Origin of the sequence: Acinetobacter schindleri, assembly GCF_010918895.1 — a bacterium.
Lineage (GTDB): Bacteria > Pseudomonadota > Gammaproteobacteria > Pseudomonadales > Moraxellaceae > Acinetobacter > Acinetobacter schindleri.
Genome location: NZ_CP044483.1, coordinates 199,748 through 217,688, shown reverse-complemented (window position 1 = coordinate 217,688; position 17,941 = coordinate 199,748). Strand labels below are relative to the sequence as shown.

The window sequence follows — 17,941 nt, the reverse complement described above, 5'->3', positions numbered from 1 at the left end:
CTTTTACCAGAGAGCTAGCTGCGTGCTCACACTGGTCGTATCGACACCACCCAGTTCTGCATAATGGTGTAACTGACCTAACAATTGACGGATCGGTGGCCCAGACTTGGCATGCGTGTCGGTAATCACAATAAATTCCAGTACACGTGCACGCTCGGACTGGCGCTGTTTGCTGACACGGTAACGTGGCACATCTTGAGTTAGCAAGGTCACACGGCCACGTTTCAGATTGGCTTGTAACAGATCTGTCGCACTGATATTACCATCGGTTGAATAACTGGTCAGAATAAAACGTGCGTTGATGGTTGCCAACAAAGTTTCATAGGCTTCCTTGGCATGCTTGGACGAGTTGTACTGACTTGGGCGCTCTTTACGCCAAGCACGGTCAATCCCGCTCTTAAAGCCTTTGGTATCGGGTGTCGGCAGATCCACCTGATCCCAGAGGGTTAAAGCATTCAACACATGATAGTTACTGCTATAGGCATGCTGGTTATATGGTGGATCGAGATAAGCAACATCCACTTCAAAGCCACTCATCTGATTCGCCAGATGCTGAGCATCGACACACCACATTTCAGCCGCAGGACCTTTATGCTTGTTATCCTCACAGAAACGGCTTGGCGTTAACCAAAGCAGCGATTCAATACGTTCCAACGCGGTCTGGGTTTTACCACCCCAGCCATGATGGAAGCTCTTAAATACGCCTGAAGTATTGCTGACAAAACTGGCTGAATATAGAAGTGGTGCCAATAAAGCACTCATTTCCACATCATCAATTGCGCCTTGGGCTTGCCAGGTGGCAATCTGCTGGCGTATCGCATCAATACGCATGCCATTACGGCGTTTGAAGAATAAACGGTCACGGGTCGGATCATAAATTTCATCATTGCGCGGACACAGATTATGTGTCACCCAGCCTTTGACTTCTGGTAAACGGTTCAGATAATCAATCGCTTTCTGATAGCCACCGAGCTCTCTAAAGGCAGGTGCTTCGGTACAAGCTAAAACTGCATGATTGAGTGCATGACTATACGGTTCCCAGTCATTGGCAATCACCCGATAGCCATTCTGACGGGCCAGACGTGAAACCACTCCCGAACCTGCAAAAAAATCGGCAAAAATCGGCGCACGGCCATCTTCACGTTTTAGGGTTCCCGTGCTCTCAAGTGCTTCCAGAATTAAGTGTAGTAAACGGCGTTTGTTCCCCAGATAAGGAACCAGCTGATGGAAAAGATATTCATCTGTGGTACGTGCCGCATGGCGACGTTTGTGGTAAACCGTAGACTCTGGATTCATAGTGTCTCTTGAGAAGGAATTAACCTGAAGCGCACGTCATCACCCAAACGGGTCACGTCCTGCAATTTGTATCGAAGTTGTTCTGCCATTCGGCTGAATTCTGCATTAAACATACTACGCGCAGTTTGCCCCAGTAGAGTCGGTGCAACATAACTGATGAGTTCATCCACCAGTTGTGCCTGTAGAAATGCAGTAGATAAAGTCGCTCCTGCCTCAACCAGCACGTCATAAATCTGATGCTGCTGAACCAGGTACTGTAATAATTCTTTTAAAGGCTGAATCTCAAGCTGGATCACACCGAGATCGGCCAGTTCCTGACGATAAGGTCCCATTACCATCATAGTTTCTGGATTTTCCAAAATCTTGGCAGTAAGTGGCAAACGACCTTGGCGATCCAGAATAATCCGTTTTGGCTGAACAATCCTGCTGATGTCATCAACGCCTTTCAGGCTACGGACATTGAGCTGGCAATCATCGGCTAATAGTGTTTCAATCCCGGTAATTACCCCACCAGAAATCGCACGCCAGTGCTGGACATCTTGTCGAGCCTCTATACCGGTAATCCATTTCGATTCACCCGAAGCCATGGCTGTACGACCATCTAAACTCGATGCAATTTTCACACGTACATAAGGCATCCCAGTCGCCATAGCTTTCAGAAAACCATAATTGAGTGGATATGCTTCATCTTCACAGATGCCCACTTCAACGTCGATACCAGCATCTTTCAGGATTTGCACACCTTTGCCAGCGACCAGTGGATTCGGATCAGGACAAGCCACAATCACTTTAGCTACGCCTGCTTCAACCAATCCTTTAGCACATGGTGGTGTACGGCCATAATGGGCACAAGGTTCCAAAGTCACATATGCTGTTGCGCCACGTGCCTGCTCTCCGGCCTGACGCATGGCAAAGACTTCCGCATGAGGCTGACCCGCTTTGGGATGAAAACCTTCACCCACGACTATGCCATCTTTGACAATGACACAGCCGACATTCGGGTTGGGTTTAGTAGAGTACTGTCCCTGACGTGCCAGCTCAATGGCACGACGCATCCAGATTTGATCTTGAGTGAGTTCAGTCATGCTTATTCTTGAAACTCACCGCGTTGCTGCATCTGTTCAATCTGACGACGAAAGGCTTCGACATCCTGGAAATCCTGATAGACCGAAGCAAAACGGACATAAGCGACATGATCAAGTGCAAATAGAGATTGCATGACAATTTCACCAATCGTGCGTGATTTCACATCACGCTCACCCAGACGGCGAATCTGCAACTGGATATCACTGAGCACCGTTTCAATCTGTTCTTGCGTCACAGGACGTTTCTGCAAGGCATGCATCAGGGAACGGCGTAATTTGGCTTCATCAAAGGGTTCATTCTTGCCATCAGATTTGATGACACGCGGCATCACCACTTCATAACTTTCAAAGGTGGTAAAGCGTTCATTACAACTGACGCATTCACGACGGCGGCGAATCTGGCAACCTTCAGCGGCCAGGCGTGAATCGATCACTTTACTGTCTGGTGTATTGCAAAATGGGCAATGCATAGCGGTTTAATTGAACAAATCCTGATGATTTCCGAGTGTAGCAAAAATTCTGAACTTTGTAGAGTTTTACGCAATATATAGAAAAAAAACAGCCCTGACGGGCTGTTTCACACAATATATTGATTATTGTTTTAGCAGATTATTCGACACGTTCGCCGTGTTGGCTCAAATCCAGACCCATGCGCTCATCATCAGAAGAAACACGGATACCAATGATCAGATCGATCACTTTCAGGATAATAAAGGTCAAGATTGCAGAGTAAGCGATTGTTGCCAGTACTCCTTCAATTTGTACCCATAATTGATGCATTACATTGGTTGGTGCACCGTCACCCATGATAAATTCGCTGGCAAAGAATGCAGTCAGAATCGCACCGACAATACCACCTACACCATGCAGACCAAAAGCATCTAGAGAGTCATCAGCCTTAAGCATACGTTTCAGTGCAGTAATACCCCAGAAACATACTACACCACCGATGAGACCCATCGCTAAAGCACCACCTACAGTCACAAAACCAGCTGCTGGAGTAATCACCACCAGACCTGCAACCGCACCCGATGCACCACCTAATACAGATGCTTTACCACGTGCAATTTTTTCAGTAATTAACCAAGAGATCGTTGCTGCTGCCGCTGCCACTTGTGTAACCACGAGTGCATAACCTGCTGAACCGTTTGCACCCAATGCTGAACCACCGTTGAAACCGAACCAGCCCACCCATAGTAAGCTTGCACCGACTACAGTAAGCGTCAGATTGTGTGGTGCCATAGATTCGCGTCCTAGCCCCATACGCGAACCCAGCATGTAGGCCGCAACCAGACCTGCAACACCTGAGTTAATGTGTACGACTGTACCACCAGCGAAGTCCAGTGCACCGTCACTGCCTAACCAGCCGCCGCCCCATACCCAGTGAGTAATTGGCGCATAAACCAGAATCACCCAAAGTGTGATGAATGCGATGAAAGCACCAAACTTCATACGTTCAGCAATAGAACCGCTAATGATGGCAACCGTAATAATCGCAAAAGTCATTTGGAAAATGACAAACAGGATTTCAGGAATGGTGCCTGACAGCGCTTCAGTCGTAATACCGGACAGCATGAATTTATCCAGACTACCGATAAAGGCATTACCTTCACCGAATGCCAGGGTATAACCAATCACGACCCAGACAATACTGACTACTGCGGCTGCTACAAAACTATGTGCCATAGTACTCAGTACGTTTTTCTTACGTACCATACCACCATAGAACAGGGCTAAACCCGGAATGGTCATGAGTAAAACTAGGGCTGTTGACATTAAAATCCAGGCAGAGTCACCTGTATCGAGTGTGGCTTCTTCTTCTGCAGCTGCCGCTTCTTCAACCGGTGCTGTTTCTACTGCTTCCACAGCAGTAACTTCTGTAGTATCTGGAGTTGCAGTTGCATCAACTAAAGCAACTTCCTCGGTAGGAACGGCTGCTGATGCGGCTTCTTCAGCCCAGGCAACAGAACCGCCCAAAAGTGCGCTGGACAGACCCAACGCGAGTAGTATTTTTTTCATTCGTATCCCCCAACCAAGTTTTTGTGAGTTATTCGCTACTCAGCAAACTTTGTGCCAAATTAAACGGCGTCTGCACCTGTTTCACCTGTACGAATACGGATGACCTGTTCCAGATTTGTTACGAAAATTTTTCCGTCACCAATTTTGCCTGTGCTTGCTACACGCGTAATTGACTCGATTACCGCGTCAACCATTTCGTCGCTGATCGCGATTTCAATTTTGACTTTTGGTAAGAAATCAACAACGTATTCAGCACCACGATAAAGTTCAGTATGGCCTTTTTGACGACCAAAGCCTTTGACTTCAGTCACAGTGATGCCTTGAACGCCAATTTCAGACAATGCTTCACGCACATCGTCTAATTTGAAAGGTTTTACAATTGCAGTTACGAGCTTCATGTTTGTTTTCCTTCGGCTTATTTCACCAGTAAGGTTTTATGTTCAAATTTCATGCCAAGATTTCTAAGGTCGGGGGAAATTAGAAAGCTCGACATGCGGTTTCCCTGAACATTATTTTATACTTATAAATCTTTTGAATCTTCAAATTTTAGTCATTTTTATGTGGTCTTTTATGATAATAATTATCGATTAATCCCATATTTTGTCTGAAATACTATAGTCTTGATTCTTGCGGTGTTAAACTGTGCGCTTATTTCCATCTCTATGGACCACACAATGATTGAAACTTTATTACAAGCAATCTTGCAGCAAATCGAAGAACCAAAAAAAGATCTGGAACATAATCTTCGGGCTTTATTAAACGAAGCAGTAAGTAAAATGGATCTGGTTTCAAAAGAGGAAATTGAACGTCAGCGTACAGCCTTAAATCAGGCCAATCAGCGTTTAAATGAGTTGCTCAAACAAGTCGAATCACTTGAAGAAAAGATATCGAACAAAAAATAAGCACCAGTGAAGTGCATAAAAGACAAATAATGAACAATAATAACGCACCAAAATGGAACAATAAATGTCTTTTGCTAAAATCCATACCCGGGGATTGCTGGGACTGCATGCACCTTTAATAGAAGTTGAAGTTCATGTCAGTCAGGGCATGCCCTCCTTAACTATTGTTGGACTGCCCGAAGCGGCGGTTCGGGAAAGTAAGGATCGGGTTCGTTCTGCTATTTTGAATAGTGGCTACCAGTTCCCGACCAAACGCTTAACTATTAACCTGGCTCCTGCTGACCTGCCCAAAGACGGTTCACGTTTAGATCTGCCAATTGCTTTAGGGATTCTGATGGCATCGGGGCAATTACCTGAAAACTGTACTGATGGAATGGAATTCATCGGTGAACTTGCTTTAGATGGTCAACTCCGCCCCATCACTGGTACGCTTAGTATTGCGATTGCCTGTCAACAATCGCAGCATGAACTGATTCTACCTAAAGAAAATGCTCAGGAAGCCTGTCAGTTACCTGATTTTCGGGTATTTGCCGCTGCTCATCTAAAAGAAGTTTGTGATCATTTAAATAGACTCGCACCTTTAGTCCAGATGCAGGCCCGACCACAGGTGAATCACTCAGATTCTCGCTTTGATTTAGCCGATGTCAAAGGCCAGCTGCGCCCAAGACGGGCTTTGGAAATTGCTGCTGCAGGTGGACATTCTTTATTATTTAGAGGACCTCCTGGAACCGGTAAAACTTTACTGGCTTCGCGGCTAGCCAGTATCTTGCCGCCTCTCAATACTGAAGAAAATCTTGAAGTCGCCAGTATTTATTCTATTGCCAATAATAGTCATACTTTTGGACAGCGTCCTTTCCGCGCGCCACATCATACCGCGTCTGCAGTTGCCCTGGTCGGTGGAGGATCGCATCCTAAACCAGGTGAAATTACGCTGGCACATCTAGGTGTGTTATTTCTCGACGAACTGCCGGAATTTGACAGGAAAGTTCTTGAAGTATTGCGTCAACCTTTGGAATCCAAGGAAATTGTGATTTCGCGTGCCTCTCGACAAATTACTTTCCCAGCCAACTTTCAGCTGGTTGCAGCGATGAATCCCTGCCCTTGTGGTTATGCCTTTAATCAGGATATTCGCTGCCAGTGTTCTCCAGAAATGATCAAGCGTTATCAGAACCGGATTTCTGGGCCATTACTGGATCGGATTGACCTGCATATCGATGTGCCTCCTCTGCAAGCTCATGAATTACAATCTACACAACCGGTAGAAGATTCTGCAACCGTTAGGGAGCGTGTGATAACTGCCTACGAACTGCAAATACAAAGACAGAACAAGCTGAATATGGCATTAAACCCAAAAGAATTAGAGCAATTTGCGCCACTAAATGCTCAGACCAGTAAAATGTTTGAACTTGCCCAACAAAAGTTAAATTTATCTGCCCGTGCTTATCATCGGGTATTACGAGTAGCACGAAGCATAGCTGATTTAGCTGAGAATTCAGAAATTCAGCCTCAGCATTTATCGGAAGCTTTATCTTATCGAGGTCAGCAAAGCTAAACGATTGGACAATAAAAATAAAAAAAGGCGACATTTGTCGCCTTTTTTCTATTAAATAATTAGAAGCTGTAACCTAGACCTAGGACAACTTTATTTTTTTGTTTTATATCATTACGGTCATAGCCACCTAAAATATAGTTCATGCTTGCAGTCACGCCAGTATCAGCAAGTGCTTTACTCAAACCGATATCAAAGTGGCGGAAACTAAATGTATCAGCAGCTTCAATTGGTCCATTCTTATCATATAGATATAAACCAAGTGCTGTATCTAAACTAAAATCTTTAGGTAAAGCATAGCTATAAGATGCTTTTAGATAAGTATCACCTGCATTACCCCAATCAAGATCTTCAAGTAATGTTTGCGCAGTGATACCTAAATCTTTATAGGTCAAACCCAACATGGTTTCAAAACCGTTTGATCCAGAATTACCAATATCATAGTAATAATAGTACGTTAAACCTGCTGTATAACCCCAGTCATCATTGATTGAACCGCTATAGCCTGCATAGAAATCATTTTCGAAAGCATTAGTGACTTCCCCTGTTTCAACTTCTACTAATTCACCTGCTGCATTTTCAAAAAGATCTGTACCTGCAGAATATCTTAAAGTTGATCCCCACCATCCAGCATAAAAACCTGAAGCATGGTTATAGTCTAAACCGCCATTAATTGTGGCATCTTTATTTTCAGGTGCATTTGTAATACCACGCAAGTTATAGCTCGATAACACACCGATATTGCCAGATACTGAGTGCGGAGATGTAGGCTCATCTGCAAAAGTAAAACTGGATGCTGAAGCTACTGCTGCAACTGCTAAAGCTTTTAAAGTGAATTTCATTGTTAGATTCCCCCAACCGTCCGCAGACGTTTTTAGTTGTGTTTTTAAACTCAACTTAGGCTTTGCAATAGCTATGCCAATCCATAAAAAGGAAAATCCAAATTAGCTATAAAAGTTTTTTTATTTATATAAATATTTGATTTTATTTATATATATTAAAAATTAAAATTTAAATTGTTTTAGGTTAAACGATAAAATTAAGAAAAAACTGAAAAATAAAGTACTTGCGCTATTCCACTGTATGTCTAAATATTCGCTTACAACTTGCTACTTTTTGAAGCTATATTTTATATAGATAAATTTTTATGCATAAAAAAGGTGCATAATATTTAATCAATATGACACACCTTGCAATCCCTGTTTCAGCAAAACCTAGAAATTAAAGTTTGCACCTACGACAATATGATTATCGAAATCTATGTCATCACAACCTTTGCCGCCATAGACATAGTCCAGACTTAATTCAATTCGTTTTGCGACTGTTTTACTTAGTCCAATCCGTGCTTCATTAAAACTAAAGCTTTCTGTGATCTGAATCAGTTGATCATCACCGCTAGCGTTATACAGGGAAGCACCTACTGACGTATTCAGGTTAAAGTTTTGCGGTAATAGATAGCTATAAGCTGCACTGAGATAAACATCTTCTGTATTTGCATAGTTAGTTAACATCTGTCAACATGACACCTAAACCTAAACTCAGGTCTTTATAAAACACATCATTCAGTATCTCAAAGCCAGTAGTACGACGCTGATCTGAGCCATCTTCGCTATAAACTGTCCCACCATTTTGATAGTAATAAGATACGATCTGGGACTTGTAGCTCCAGTTTTCATTCAGTGCTCGACCATAACCAATATAAAAGTCATGCTCGAAACCATGATCCTGGTTTGCATCAGAAGAATCATAATTTAAAGTTGAGCCCCAATAGTCCAGAAATATCCCGCTGTTATATGCATATTCCAGTCCAAACTGTACCGATGGATCATCATTTTCCTCACCGCCACGGTAAATATATTTGTTCACGACACCAATAGCTGCGCTAAGTTCACCCCTAGATAGATTTTGGGTATCTTCAGCAAAAGTATCTGAAGTCATGCTAACAAGCAGCACAAGCAAACCGAGTTTCGGCAGCTGAGACATATACGTTCTCATTTACCACGTTTAAATAAAGGGGGCAAGAATATGAAAAACGTGAATAATAAAGTTTTACCAAAAGGTTTAAAAATGAAAATGGATGACTGTGAACTATTCTAAATAGTAAATTGCAGTATAAAGAAAAAATTTAAAGCATTGTTAAAGTGGACAAAACAGCTTATAGAATCTTTTAATCAGTTTTAACCTTACATAACATCAAATTAAAAAAATCAATATGAGCTCTGAAACATGCTCTTCATTATTAAAAATATTACATTATAAAAACTTTATTTTTATCTTATTGTTTTCAATATTAATTTTACCTTATGGGAAAAAATAATATTAAAAACTATAGCGTGATTGTGAATAATAGGTTAAAAAAACTCAACTTTAGTTTAAAGAATGTCATAAAAACGATATTTTTTATCAGATTAATTATACAATTTGGTTAATTTCTGCGTGTGCTTTAGGCAGATGCAGTACAAAAAAACATATATGAGGCTCTCTCCCCATGTTAAACGCAAAGAAAGTTACATTAGCAGTATTGGTACAAGCTGCTCTGATCTCTACAGCTTATGCAAGCGAACAAAGTGAAGCAAAAGGCTTTGTAGAAGATGCTGAAGGCACAGTTCTATTCCGTACTGGTTATTTAAACCGTGATAAAAAAAATGGTGTTGATGATACAAGCTCAGCAGCGCAAACAGCAATGTTTAAACTAGACTCAGGTTTTACCCAAGGTATAGTCGGCTTTGGTGCCGGTATTATTGGGGATGCCTCTGTTAAATTAGGTGAAAACAAAAATGCTGGTAATGGCATGATTCCACGTGAACGAGGTTTCAATGCTAATGGTGAATATGTTAAAGGTGCTGGCGATACCTATGATCACTGGGCGCGTGGTGGTGCTTATGTGAAGGCTCGTATATCTAATACAACTGCTGTATACGGTACTCAAATCTTAGACATTCCCGTATTGGCTTCAAATACAGCACGTTTAGTTCCTGAATACTTTGAAGGCCTATTAGTTACTAGCAATGAAATTGACAACCTGTCATTAACAGCTGGTAAATTCACTAAAAACCAATATTCTGATCAGATCGAAACTGATGGACGTAATTTAGATCGTGCCGTTGTATGGGGTGCAAAATATAAATTTAGTGATGCCTTAAATGCTTCTTATTATGGTGTAGATGTTAAAGATCGTTTAGATCGTCATTATGTTAATGCAAACTATACCTATGCTTTATCAGAAGATAGTAGCTTAACTCATGATTTCAGTGGCTATCATACTGAATGGGATAGAGAAGGTAATACGTATTCTGAAACTACAGATAATCTCTCTGACCGCCAGAACTCTATTTGGGCAGTCTCTACTACCTATAATAAAGATGTCCATAACGTAATGCTGGCTTACCAAAAAAATACAGGTAATACCGGTTATGACTATGGGGAAAATGCAGATGGCGCACAGTCAATCTATCTTCCAAACTCATACCTTTCGGACTTTATCGGAAATGATGAAAAATCTGTGCAGCTTCAGTACAGCTATAACTTTAAAAACCACGGTTTACCAGGTTTAAACTGGACAACTGCCTATGTGTATGGTTGGGATATTAACGTTGGGACTGATCGTGATGCACAAGAACGTGAATTCTTTAATCAGGTGAAATATACTGTTCAGTCTGGTTTTGCGAAAGATGCAAGCTTACGCCTGCGTCATTCTTACTACCGTGCAAGTGACAACTACCAGTCAAATTACATCGGTGACACTAACGAATGGCGTATCTGGTTAGATATTCCTGTGAAATTATTCTAATTCACTCGAATTTCAAGCCATAAAAAACCTGCACATTGTGCAGGTTTTTTATTCAAGCTTTAAAAATTTAAAGACTTAAATGGAAAAGCAAAGCAATTATTTGTTTGCTTCTGCATAAGCAGCAATTGAGTCTAGTACTTCTTGTTTCGCAACATCTGCACCTTCCCAACCACTTAACTTAACCCATTTACCTGGTTCCAGGTCTTTGTAATGCTGGAAGAAGTGTTCGATCTGGCTGATCAATAATGGAGGAAGATCAGTATATTCTTGAACATGTTTATAGATCGGTGTCAATTTGTCATGTGGAACTGCAACCAGTTTCGCATCAACACCACCGTCATCTTCCATGTTCAGTTTGCCCACAGGACGGCAGCGAATAACAGAACCCGGCTCTACTGGGTGTGGCGTCACAACCAATACGTCTAAAGGGTCACCATCTAGAGATAAAGTGTTTGGAACATAACCATAGTTCGCTGGGTAGAACATTGCTGTACCCATGAAACGGTCTACAAATAGCGCATCAGAATCTTTGTCGATTTCGTATTTGATTGGTGCTGCGTTTGCAGGAATTTCAATAATTACATAGATGTCATTTGGTGCATCTTTACCCGCTGGGATATTGCTGTAGCTCATAGCATCACTCTTTAACAAGTTAAATCTTTTAAAAACCGCGACAATTATAACGGTTTTTGCAGATTTTTTTCGGTTTAAAAATATCGAACAATCAATCAGGCGATTGATGGCTGGACTGACCTAAATTAATTTGATGATCAGTAGCAATAACGCAATCGGACATAACATGGAAAGCAACCACATGATGGAACGCAATGTCGCCCAGTTTGCCAGATAGCAAATACCGTACAGCACCCGGAAAATCAGATAACCAATACCAAAAGTCATAATCAGACTTTGCGGCATGACCAGATATTCAGCCATCAGGACAGCTGCAATAAACAGCGGCAAGCTTTCAAAACTGTTCTGCTGAACAGCATGAGCACGTTTTGCAACACCGGTAGACTGTTCTAAAAAATCACGCGGATTCTGGTTATCTTTAGCCTTAAAGCCTCCAGCTTTTTTGGCAATCATGGTAAACACATAAGGTAGCAGACAAGCCGCTAAAATGAGATAAATGATCCCACTAATGCTCTGCATCTGATTTTTCTCATGAAAATTTTATCTGTATCATAGCATGGCATTTCGTGAATAAATTTTGTTAAATAGGGTGTTTTAGCAACCACATAAGGATTCACGATGGTCAGTCCCGATCAAAAAGAAATGTTGGATGTACTGGAACGCCAGCGTCAACATCAGCTGCAAGTGGATCGCGTCCTGAAAATTGTATTGCCGATCGTGGCATTTTTACTCAGTGTCATCGCTGCCAATATGAATATCTGGTCAGCTCTGTTCACCTTTGTGATGTTATGGATTGCCTTTTATGCAGTGGGCATCAAGCGCTATACCCTATGGCATTGGCTGACGATTGTTTTAGTATATTGCCTGATTGATAATGTGCTCAGCTATGGCGAGTTCTACCGCCCTGGCTTCAACCGTCACTTCATTAGCCTGTTTATCTTCGTCGGGATTGTAGGCGTTGGTCGTCGCTACTTCGACCGCTGGTGGATGGAAAAGAATAAATCTGCCCAGCTTTAAAAAGATTCCATAAAAAAAGCGCCTATCAAAGGCGCTTTTTTTTACACAGCTTTTAAGCTGTTTTGCGTAGATCTTTACGCAGGATTTTACCTACGTTAGATTTTGGCAATTCATCCAGGAATTCTACATAACGCGGACGCTTGTAACCTGTCAGATTTTCTTTTGCGAATGCCAGAACTTCTTCAGTTGTTAAAGATGGATCTTTTTTCACCACGAACAGTTTAGGCACTTCACCTGATTTCTCATCTGGTACACCAATGGCAGCCACTTCCAGCACTTTTGGATGTTTCGCAACGATTTCTTCAATCTCTGAAGGATAAACATTGAAACCAGATACCAGAATCATGTCTTTTTTACGGTCTACAATCTTCACATAACCACGATCGTTCATCACACCGATATCACCGGTACGGAAGTAACCATTAATCATGACTTTGTCAGTTTCATCCTGACGGTTCCAGTAACCCTTCATCACCTGAGGACCACGGATCGAAATCTCGCCCTGCTCGCCCAATGGTACTTCATTGCCATCGTCATCTAAAATTGCAACTTCAGTCAACGGCAATGGAATACCAATGGTGCCGCTAAATTCTTCAGATGCAGGCGGGTTTGCAGTTGCAACCGGAGAAGTTTCTGATAAGCCATAACCTTCGATGATGTTAGTGCCTGTAACTTTCTTCCATGCTTCTGCAGTAGAAGGCAGCACCGCCATACCACCACCCATCGCCATTTTCAGACGACTGTGATCCAGCTGTTTGAAGTCTTCATTATTGATCAATGCATTGAATAAAGTATTCACTGCCGGGAAGAACGTTGGCTGGTATTTACGTAATTCTTTAATTACCGCAGGCAGATCACGCGGATTTGGAATCAGAACGTTGGCTTGACCTTTGTACATACCGTACAGTGCACACACCATGAATGCAAAGATATGGTACAACGGTAGAGCACAGAAAATACGGTCATCTGGCTGGCCGTCTTGTGCACCGAATTTGCTCTGGAAAATACCATCACATTGCAGCATGTTTGCAACCAGGTTGCGATGTGTCAGTTCAGCACCTTTAGAAACACCTGTCGTACCACCAGTATATTGCAGTACAGCAGTATCACTTAAAGTCAGTTCAGGACGTTTATAGTTCGTTGGGCTGACTTTGTTCAGCGCAGCATTGAACTTGATGTGACCTGGAATATCCCATGCTGGAATCTGTTTACGTACAGAACGTAGCACAAAATTAACTAGCGTACCTTTCAGCGCACCCAGCATATCACCTACAGAAGCAACAACGACGTGCTTCACTGGTGTTTTGCCAATAATTGCCTGGTATACGGAAGCAAAGTTTTCAATGATAACCAGTACTTCTGTACCAGAGTCATTTAACTGATGCTCAAGTTCACGTGAAGTATAAAGTGGATTTACATTGACCAATACCAGACCAGCACGGAATACGCCCAATGCCACGACCGGATATTGCAACACGTTTGGCATCATCACTGCCACGCGTGTACCTTTTGCAAGCCCCAAGCTCTGTAAATATGTTGCAAATTTACGACTAGCTTCTTCCAGCTCATTAAACGTCATTACTTTATCCATAAAGATAAAGGCATCACGTGAGCCAAACTTCTGGAAATTACGCTCAAAAATATCAACTAATGAAGTGTTTTCTGGTGGCAGTTCTACAGTGTGTGGAATCCCTGTTTTCTCGTATTCAGCGAACCAAATCTTTTCCATAATGCCATTCTCTCCAATCATAATCCTTAGAATCTCAACTGTTTTTTTCAATATTGCGCTAATTTTTTAACTTGTTTATGCGCAATAATGCATCCATCTTGTCGAATCGTTGTTCATATATAACGTATTTCGATTGATGGATGCTAGTCTTATCTTTGAATCCACAGTTTATTTGCTTTTTGATATCCGCGTGGTAAAAGCTGTCCTTTCGAACCGCGTTTGCCGATGTACTTTTGCAGATCATCCCCTTTTAATTTTATTTGCTGTTGTCCTGCAAGCACTTGAATTATTTCATCTAAACTCAAGGCTGTCATGGACAAAATCTGATCTTTATCTTCAAGTTGTATCAATTTATTACCTTTGCCTTTATTCAACACAGGTAATTCAGTCAAATCAACAATTAATAGACGACCTGCAGAGCTGAGCAATGCCAGATGAGTTTTGTCTTCAAGTGGCTGCAGATTCATTGCCTGCGCACCTTCCGGCACAGTCAGGAATGCCTTGCCCGCCTTGGCATTGGTATCCAGCTGCTTGGCTTGGGTCTTGAAACCATAACCTTTGCTGCTGATTGCCAGGATTTCTGCCTCATCTTCGGCAACCAGAACCTGTTTAAAGCCGACGCCACTTGCAGGAGAAAGTTTTGAACTCAGTGGTTCACCTAATCCTCGCGCAGACGGCAGACTGTTGATGGCCAAGGCATAACTGCGCCCCGTATCATCCAGTACATAAACACGCTGATTAGATTTGCCTTGGGCATGACTCAAGTACTGATCCCCTGCACGGAAGTTCAGGTTTTCGGCATCCACTTCATGGCCTTTGGCACAGCGGATCCAGCCAGCTTCAGATAAGACCACGGTCACCGGATCAGCAGGCAGCATTTCAGTTTCATCAATTGCCGCAGCTTCGGCACGCTCTACGATTGGAGAACGGCGATCATCGCCAAATTTCTTGGCATCATCTTTGAGTTCATTGATGATCAAATTCTTTAAAGATTCTGGATTGGCCAGTTGCTCACGGATTTCAGCTGCCTTGGCTTCTAACTCTTCCTGCTCACGGCGCATTTCCATTTCTTCAAGCTTGGCCAAATGGCGCAACTTGAGTTCTAAAATGGCTTCTGCCTGAATTTCATCAATACCGAATCGTTGCATCAGCACCAGTTTAGGCTGATCTTCTTCACGGATGATCTGAATCACTTCATCAATATTCAGGTAGGCAATGATCAAGCCACCCAAAATATGTAAGCGTTTCTCGATTTTATTCAGATGGAATTGCAGACGACGGGTCACGGTGGTCTTACGGATTTCAATCCATTCCAGCAAAATACGACGGATCGATTTCACCTGCGGACGACCATCCGCACCAATCATATTCATATTGACGCGATAGCTGGATTCAAGATCGGTGGTTGCAAACAAATGACTCATTACCGATTCAGCATCGATACGATTTGAACGCAACACAATGACCAGACGGGTCGGATTTTCATGATCTGATTCATCACGCACATCCGTCACTAAAGGCAGTTTTTTTGCCTGCATCTGGTCTGCAATCTGGGTAATGATTTTGGAACCAGACACTTGATAGGGCAATTCAGTAATCACGATCTCGTTTTTTTCAACCGTATATACGGCACGCATACGGTAACTACCACGACCGGTCGTTTGCATTTTCAACAATTCAGCCGGTGGAGTAATAATTTCTGCTTTGGTCGGTAAGTCCGGTCCCGGAATATATTCAGCTACTTTGACATCGGTCAGGTTCGGATTGCGAATCAGTGCAATTGTACCTTTGACTACTTCACGCAGGTTATGTGGTGGAATATCGGTTGCCATACCTACAGCAATACCCGTGGTACCATTCAACAAGATGTTCGGTACGCGTGCCGGCAGGTTTACCGGTTCTTTCATCGAACCGTCGAAGTTGTTCTGCCAGTCACAGGTGCCTTGACCCAACTCGGAAAGCAGTAACTCACTATATTGTGACAGTTTGGCTTCGGTATATCGCATCGCCGCGAAAGACTTTGGATCATCCGGTGACCCCCAGTTGCCCTGCCCCTCAATAAACGGGTAGCGATAACTGAACGGCTGCGCCATCAGCACCATCGCTTCATAGCAGGCTAAGTCGCCATGTGGATGGTATTTACCCAGTACATCACCCACAGTACGTGCAGATTTCTTCGGTTTGCTGGTCCACTTGAGCCCCAGCTCACTCATGGCATAAACAATACGGCGCTGTACCGGTTTCAGACCGTCACTGATGTGTGGCAGTGCACGGTCCATGATTACGTACATGGCGTAGTTGAGGTAGGCCTGTTCAGTAAATTCTGCTACGGAACGGTTTTCTGTCGCATGATGCGCAAGGCTTGTCATAACAACCTATAATCCTAAAAATTTCGTTTTTGTATCAATGTTTCTTATGCTAAGTCGCACTGCCTGACTGCACAAGGGCAGTACAGTACACAGTGCGACAAATCGTGTCTTATGGCGTAAAAATATCCACTTTAAACGCCCTAAGCAACTAAAAAATCACCACCTTTATTGACTCAAGGATTCTAAAGTCCGACCTTTGGTTTCTTCACCCAGTACCAAGATCACCACAGCTACAGCAATCAGAACCACGGTAAACATGGTAAAGACATAGCTGAAGCCGCTCGGCATGACCATCAGATGGGTCACTGCAAATGGCGCAACAATACCACCAATCCGGCCGATTGCCCCTGCCCAGCCCGAACCAAAAGCACGGATATTGGTGGGATACTGTTCTGGCGTATAGGTATAGAGCACACCCCAAGCACCGAGGTTAAAGAAGGACATCAGACAACCCCAGATCACGATTTCGGTAACACTGCCGGACTGACCAAAGAAATAGGCAGATACAGCACACATGCCAATAAAGCCGGCCAGTGTTGCCTTACGTCCAAGTTTTTCTACCAGCCATGCTGCAACCAGATAGCCTGGCAACTGCGCCAGAATCATGATCAGTACATATTCAAAAGACTGGACAATGGTATAGCCTTCCTTCACTAACAGACTTGGCAACCAGGTGAAAATACCATAGTAAGAGAAGATGATGCCGAACCAGATCAACCACAGCATTAAGGTACGGCGGGCAAATATGCCTGACCAGAGCTGAGCAAAAGAAATCGTCTGTTTTTCGGCCACAGGTTGAACCTGGAAGATTTCCAGTACCTCTACCCCACATTTGGCTTCAATCTTTTTCACCAAGGCATGCGCTTCATCGATACGGCCACGGTTGATCAGGAAGGGAATCGATTCCGGAACGAATTTCCAGATCACAATTGCATACAGTGCAGGAATACCACCGATTAAAAAGGCGGTATGCCAGTCAAATTTCGGAATCACAAAATAAGAAATCAAGGCTGCACAGAGCCAGCCCAATCCCCAGAAACTTTCCAGTAAAACAATAAAACGGCCACGTACCTGTGCCGGAATATATTCACTGACCAGCGTTACAGCAACCGGTAACTGACCACCCAACCCCAGGCCGACAATAAAGCGGAAGACCAGTAACCAGGTCAGGTTCGGTGCAAAGGCACAAGCCGCAGTTGCCAGACTATAGATCACCAGCGTTAAAGCGAATATGGTTTTACGGCCATAACGGTCTGCCAGACCACCAGAACAGATTGCCCCAATTGCCATCCCGATAAAACCGATTGAAACTACCCAGCTTTTCTGGTCAGGGGTCATCTGCCAGTCTTCTGCCATTTTAGCCAGAATGAAGGAAATCAGTCCGGTGTCCATGGCATCGAACATCCAGCCTAAACCAATCACGACCAGCAACATATAGTGAAACCTGCCTACAGGTAAACGCTGAATCCGGGAAACTAGGTCCATAAGTAAATCTCTGATATGTGATTCGGGAGAAACTGCACGAAAAGCAGAAGTGTTCATCCTATTTTTA

The 17,941-nt window shown here is 43.1% G+C and carries 17 protein-coding genes; 4 read left to right on the top strand and 13 right to left on the bottom strand.

Annotated elements, in window-relative coordinates; genetic code table 11:
• Positions 1 to 3 precede the first annotated feature (3 nt).
• The 5 genes from FSC11_RS01000 to glnK form a co-directional block, all read right to left on the bottom strand.
• Positions 4 to 1,296, bottom strand: a complete 1,293-nt coding sequence (locus tag FSC11_RS01000) for a DNA adenine methylase (protein ID WP_163164637.1) — start codon at positions 1,294 to 1,296, stop codon at positions 4 to 6.
• Positions 1,293 to 2,381, bottom strand: coding sequence for a bifunctional diaminohydroxyphosphoribosylaminopyrimidine deaminase/5-amino-6-(5-phosphoribosylamino)uracil reductase RibD (ribD, locus tag FSC11_RS00995; RefSeq protein WP_163164634.1), 1,089 nt, complete (start codon positions 2,379 to 2,381; stop codon positions 1,293 to 1,295). Before ribD ends, FSC11_RS01000 begins: the two co-directional genes overlap by 4 nt.
• Positions 2,382 to 2,383: 2 nt before the next feature.
• The gene (nrdR, locus tag FSC11_RS00990) at positions 2,384 to 2,851 is read right to left on the bottom strand and encodes a transcriptional regulator NrdR (RefSeq protein ID WP_004787309.1); all 468 of its coding nucleotides are present in this window, start codon (positions 2,849 to 2,851) and stop codon (positions 2,384 to 2,386) included.
• A 139-nt stretch (positions 2,852 to 2,990) separates the two neighbouring features.
• On the bottom strand, positions 2,991 to 4,400 hold the full coding sequence (locus FSC11_RS00985; protein ID WP_163164631.1) for an ammonium transporter: 1,410 nt from the start codon (positions 4,398 to 4,400) through the stop codon (positions 2,991 to 2,993).
• A gap of 59 nt (positions 4,401 to 4,459) precedes the next feature.
• Positions 4,460 to 4,798 (bottom strand): P-II family nitrogen regulator, encoded by a 339-nt coding sequence (gene glnK / locus FSC11_RS00980; protein ID WP_004281042.1) that lies wholly within the window; start codon positions 4,796 to 4,798, stop codon positions 4,460 to 4,462.
• A gap of 276 nt (positions 4,799 to 5,074) precedes the next feature.
• On the opposite strand from glnK, the gene FSC11_RS00975 reads away from it, so the two are divergent.
• A complete protein-coding gene (locus FSC11_RS00975) occupies positions 5,075 to 5,302 on the top strand; it encodes an accessory factor UbiK family protein (protein ID WP_004810171.1) in 228 nt (75 codons plus the stop codon).
• A 64-nt stretch (positions 5,303 to 5,366) separates the two neighbouring features.
• Positions 5,367 to 6,854 (top strand): YifB family Mg chelatase-like AAA ATPase, encoded by a 1,488-nt coding sequence (locus FSC11_RS00970; protein ID WP_163164629.1) that lies wholly within the window; start codon positions 5,367 to 5,369, stop codon positions 6,852 to 6,854.
• Between the two features lie 59 nt (positions 6,855 to 6,913).
• Here FSC11_RS00970 and FSC11_RS00965 read toward each other — a convergent pair whose 3' ends face one another.
• From FSC11_RS00965 to FSC11_RS16205, 3 genes are all read right to left on the bottom strand, one after another.
• Positions 6,914 to 7,693 carry a TorF family putative porin gene (locus FSC11_RS00965; protein WP_163164627.1) on the bottom strand — a complete coding sequence of 260 codons (780 nt, stop codon included), beginning with the start codon at positions 7,691 to 7,693 and terminating at the stop codon, positions 6,914 to 6,916.
• Between the two features lie 372 nt (positions 7,694 to 8,065).
• On the bottom strand, positions 8,066 to 8,362 hold the full coding sequence (locus FSC11_RS16210) for a hypothetical protein (protein ID WP_227590993.1): 297 nt from the start codon (positions 8,360 to 8,362) through the stop codon (positions 8,066 to 8,068).
• Complete coding sequence (locus FSC11_RS16205) at positions 8,352 to 8,834, bottom strand: TorF family putative porin (protein ID WP_227590992.1); 483 nt, start codon at positions 8,832 to 8,834, stop codon at positions 8,352 to 8,354. Before FSC11_RS16205 ends, FSC11_RS16210 begins: the two co-directional genes overlap by 11 nt.
• A gap of 505 nt (positions 8,835 to 9,339) precedes the next feature.
• On the opposite strand from FSC11_RS16205, the gene FSC11_RS00955 reads away from it, so the two are divergent.
• A complete protein-coding gene (locus FSC11_RS00955; RefSeq protein WP_163164625.1) occupies positions 9,340 to 10,641 on the top strand; it encodes an OprD family outer membrane porin in 1,302 nt (433 codons plus the stop codon).
• Positions 10,642 to 10,737: 96 nt separating this feature from the next.
• Here the strand turns inward: FSC11_RS00955 and ppa are convergent, their stop codons facing one another.
• Both ppa and FSC11_RS00945 read right to left on the bottom strand, forming a co-directional pair.
• The gene (gene ppa / locus FSC11_RS00950; RefSeq protein ID WP_163164623.1) at positions 10,738 to 11,274 is read right to left on the bottom strand and encodes an inorganic diphosphatase; all 537 of its coding nucleotides are present in this window, start codon (positions 11,272 to 11,274) and stop codon (positions 10,738 to 10,740) included.
• A 120-nt stretch (positions 11,275 to 11,394) separates the two neighbouring features.
• Complete coding sequence (locus FSC11_RS00945; protein ID WP_004810187.1) at positions 11,395 to 11,793, bottom strand: MAPEG family protein; 399 nt, start codon at positions 11,791 to 11,793, stop codon at positions 11,395 to 11,397.
• A 99-nt stretch (positions 11,794 to 11,892) separates the two neighbouring features.
• Here FSC11_RS00945 and FSC11_RS00940 point away from each other — a divergent pair, with 99 nt between their 5' ends.
• Positions 11,893 to 12,291: a hypothetical protein gene (locus FSC11_RS00940; protein WP_163164621.1), complete on the top strand. Its 399-nt coding sequence runs from the start codon at positions 11,893 to 11,895 to the stop codon at positions 12,289 to 12,291.
• A 52-nt stretch (positions 12,292 to 12,343) separates the two neighbouring features.
• Here FSC11_RS00940 and FSC11_RS00935 read toward each other — a convergent pair whose 3' ends face one another.
• The 3 genes from FSC11_RS00935 to niaP form a co-directional block, all read right to left on the bottom strand.
• A complete protein-coding gene (locus FSC11_RS00935) occupies positions 12,344 to 14,020 on the bottom strand; it encodes an AMP-binding protein (RefSeq protein ID WP_103799957.1) in 1,677 nt (558 codons plus the stop codon).
• A gap of 149 nt (positions 14,021 to 14,169) precedes the next feature.
• A complete protein-coding gene (gene parC, locus FSC11_RS00930) occupies positions 14,170 to 16,389 on the bottom strand; it encodes a DNA topoisomerase IV subunit A (RefSeq protein ID WP_163164619.1) in 2,220 nt (739 codons plus the stop codon).
• 165 nt (positions 16,390 to 16,554) lie between these two features.
• Entirely contained in the window at positions 16,555 to 17,874 is a 1,320-nt protein-coding gene (gene niaP / locus FSC11_RS00925) for a niacin transporter NiaP (protein ID WP_034592555.1), read from the bottom strand.
• Positions 17,875 to 17,941 lie beyond the last annotated feature (67 nt).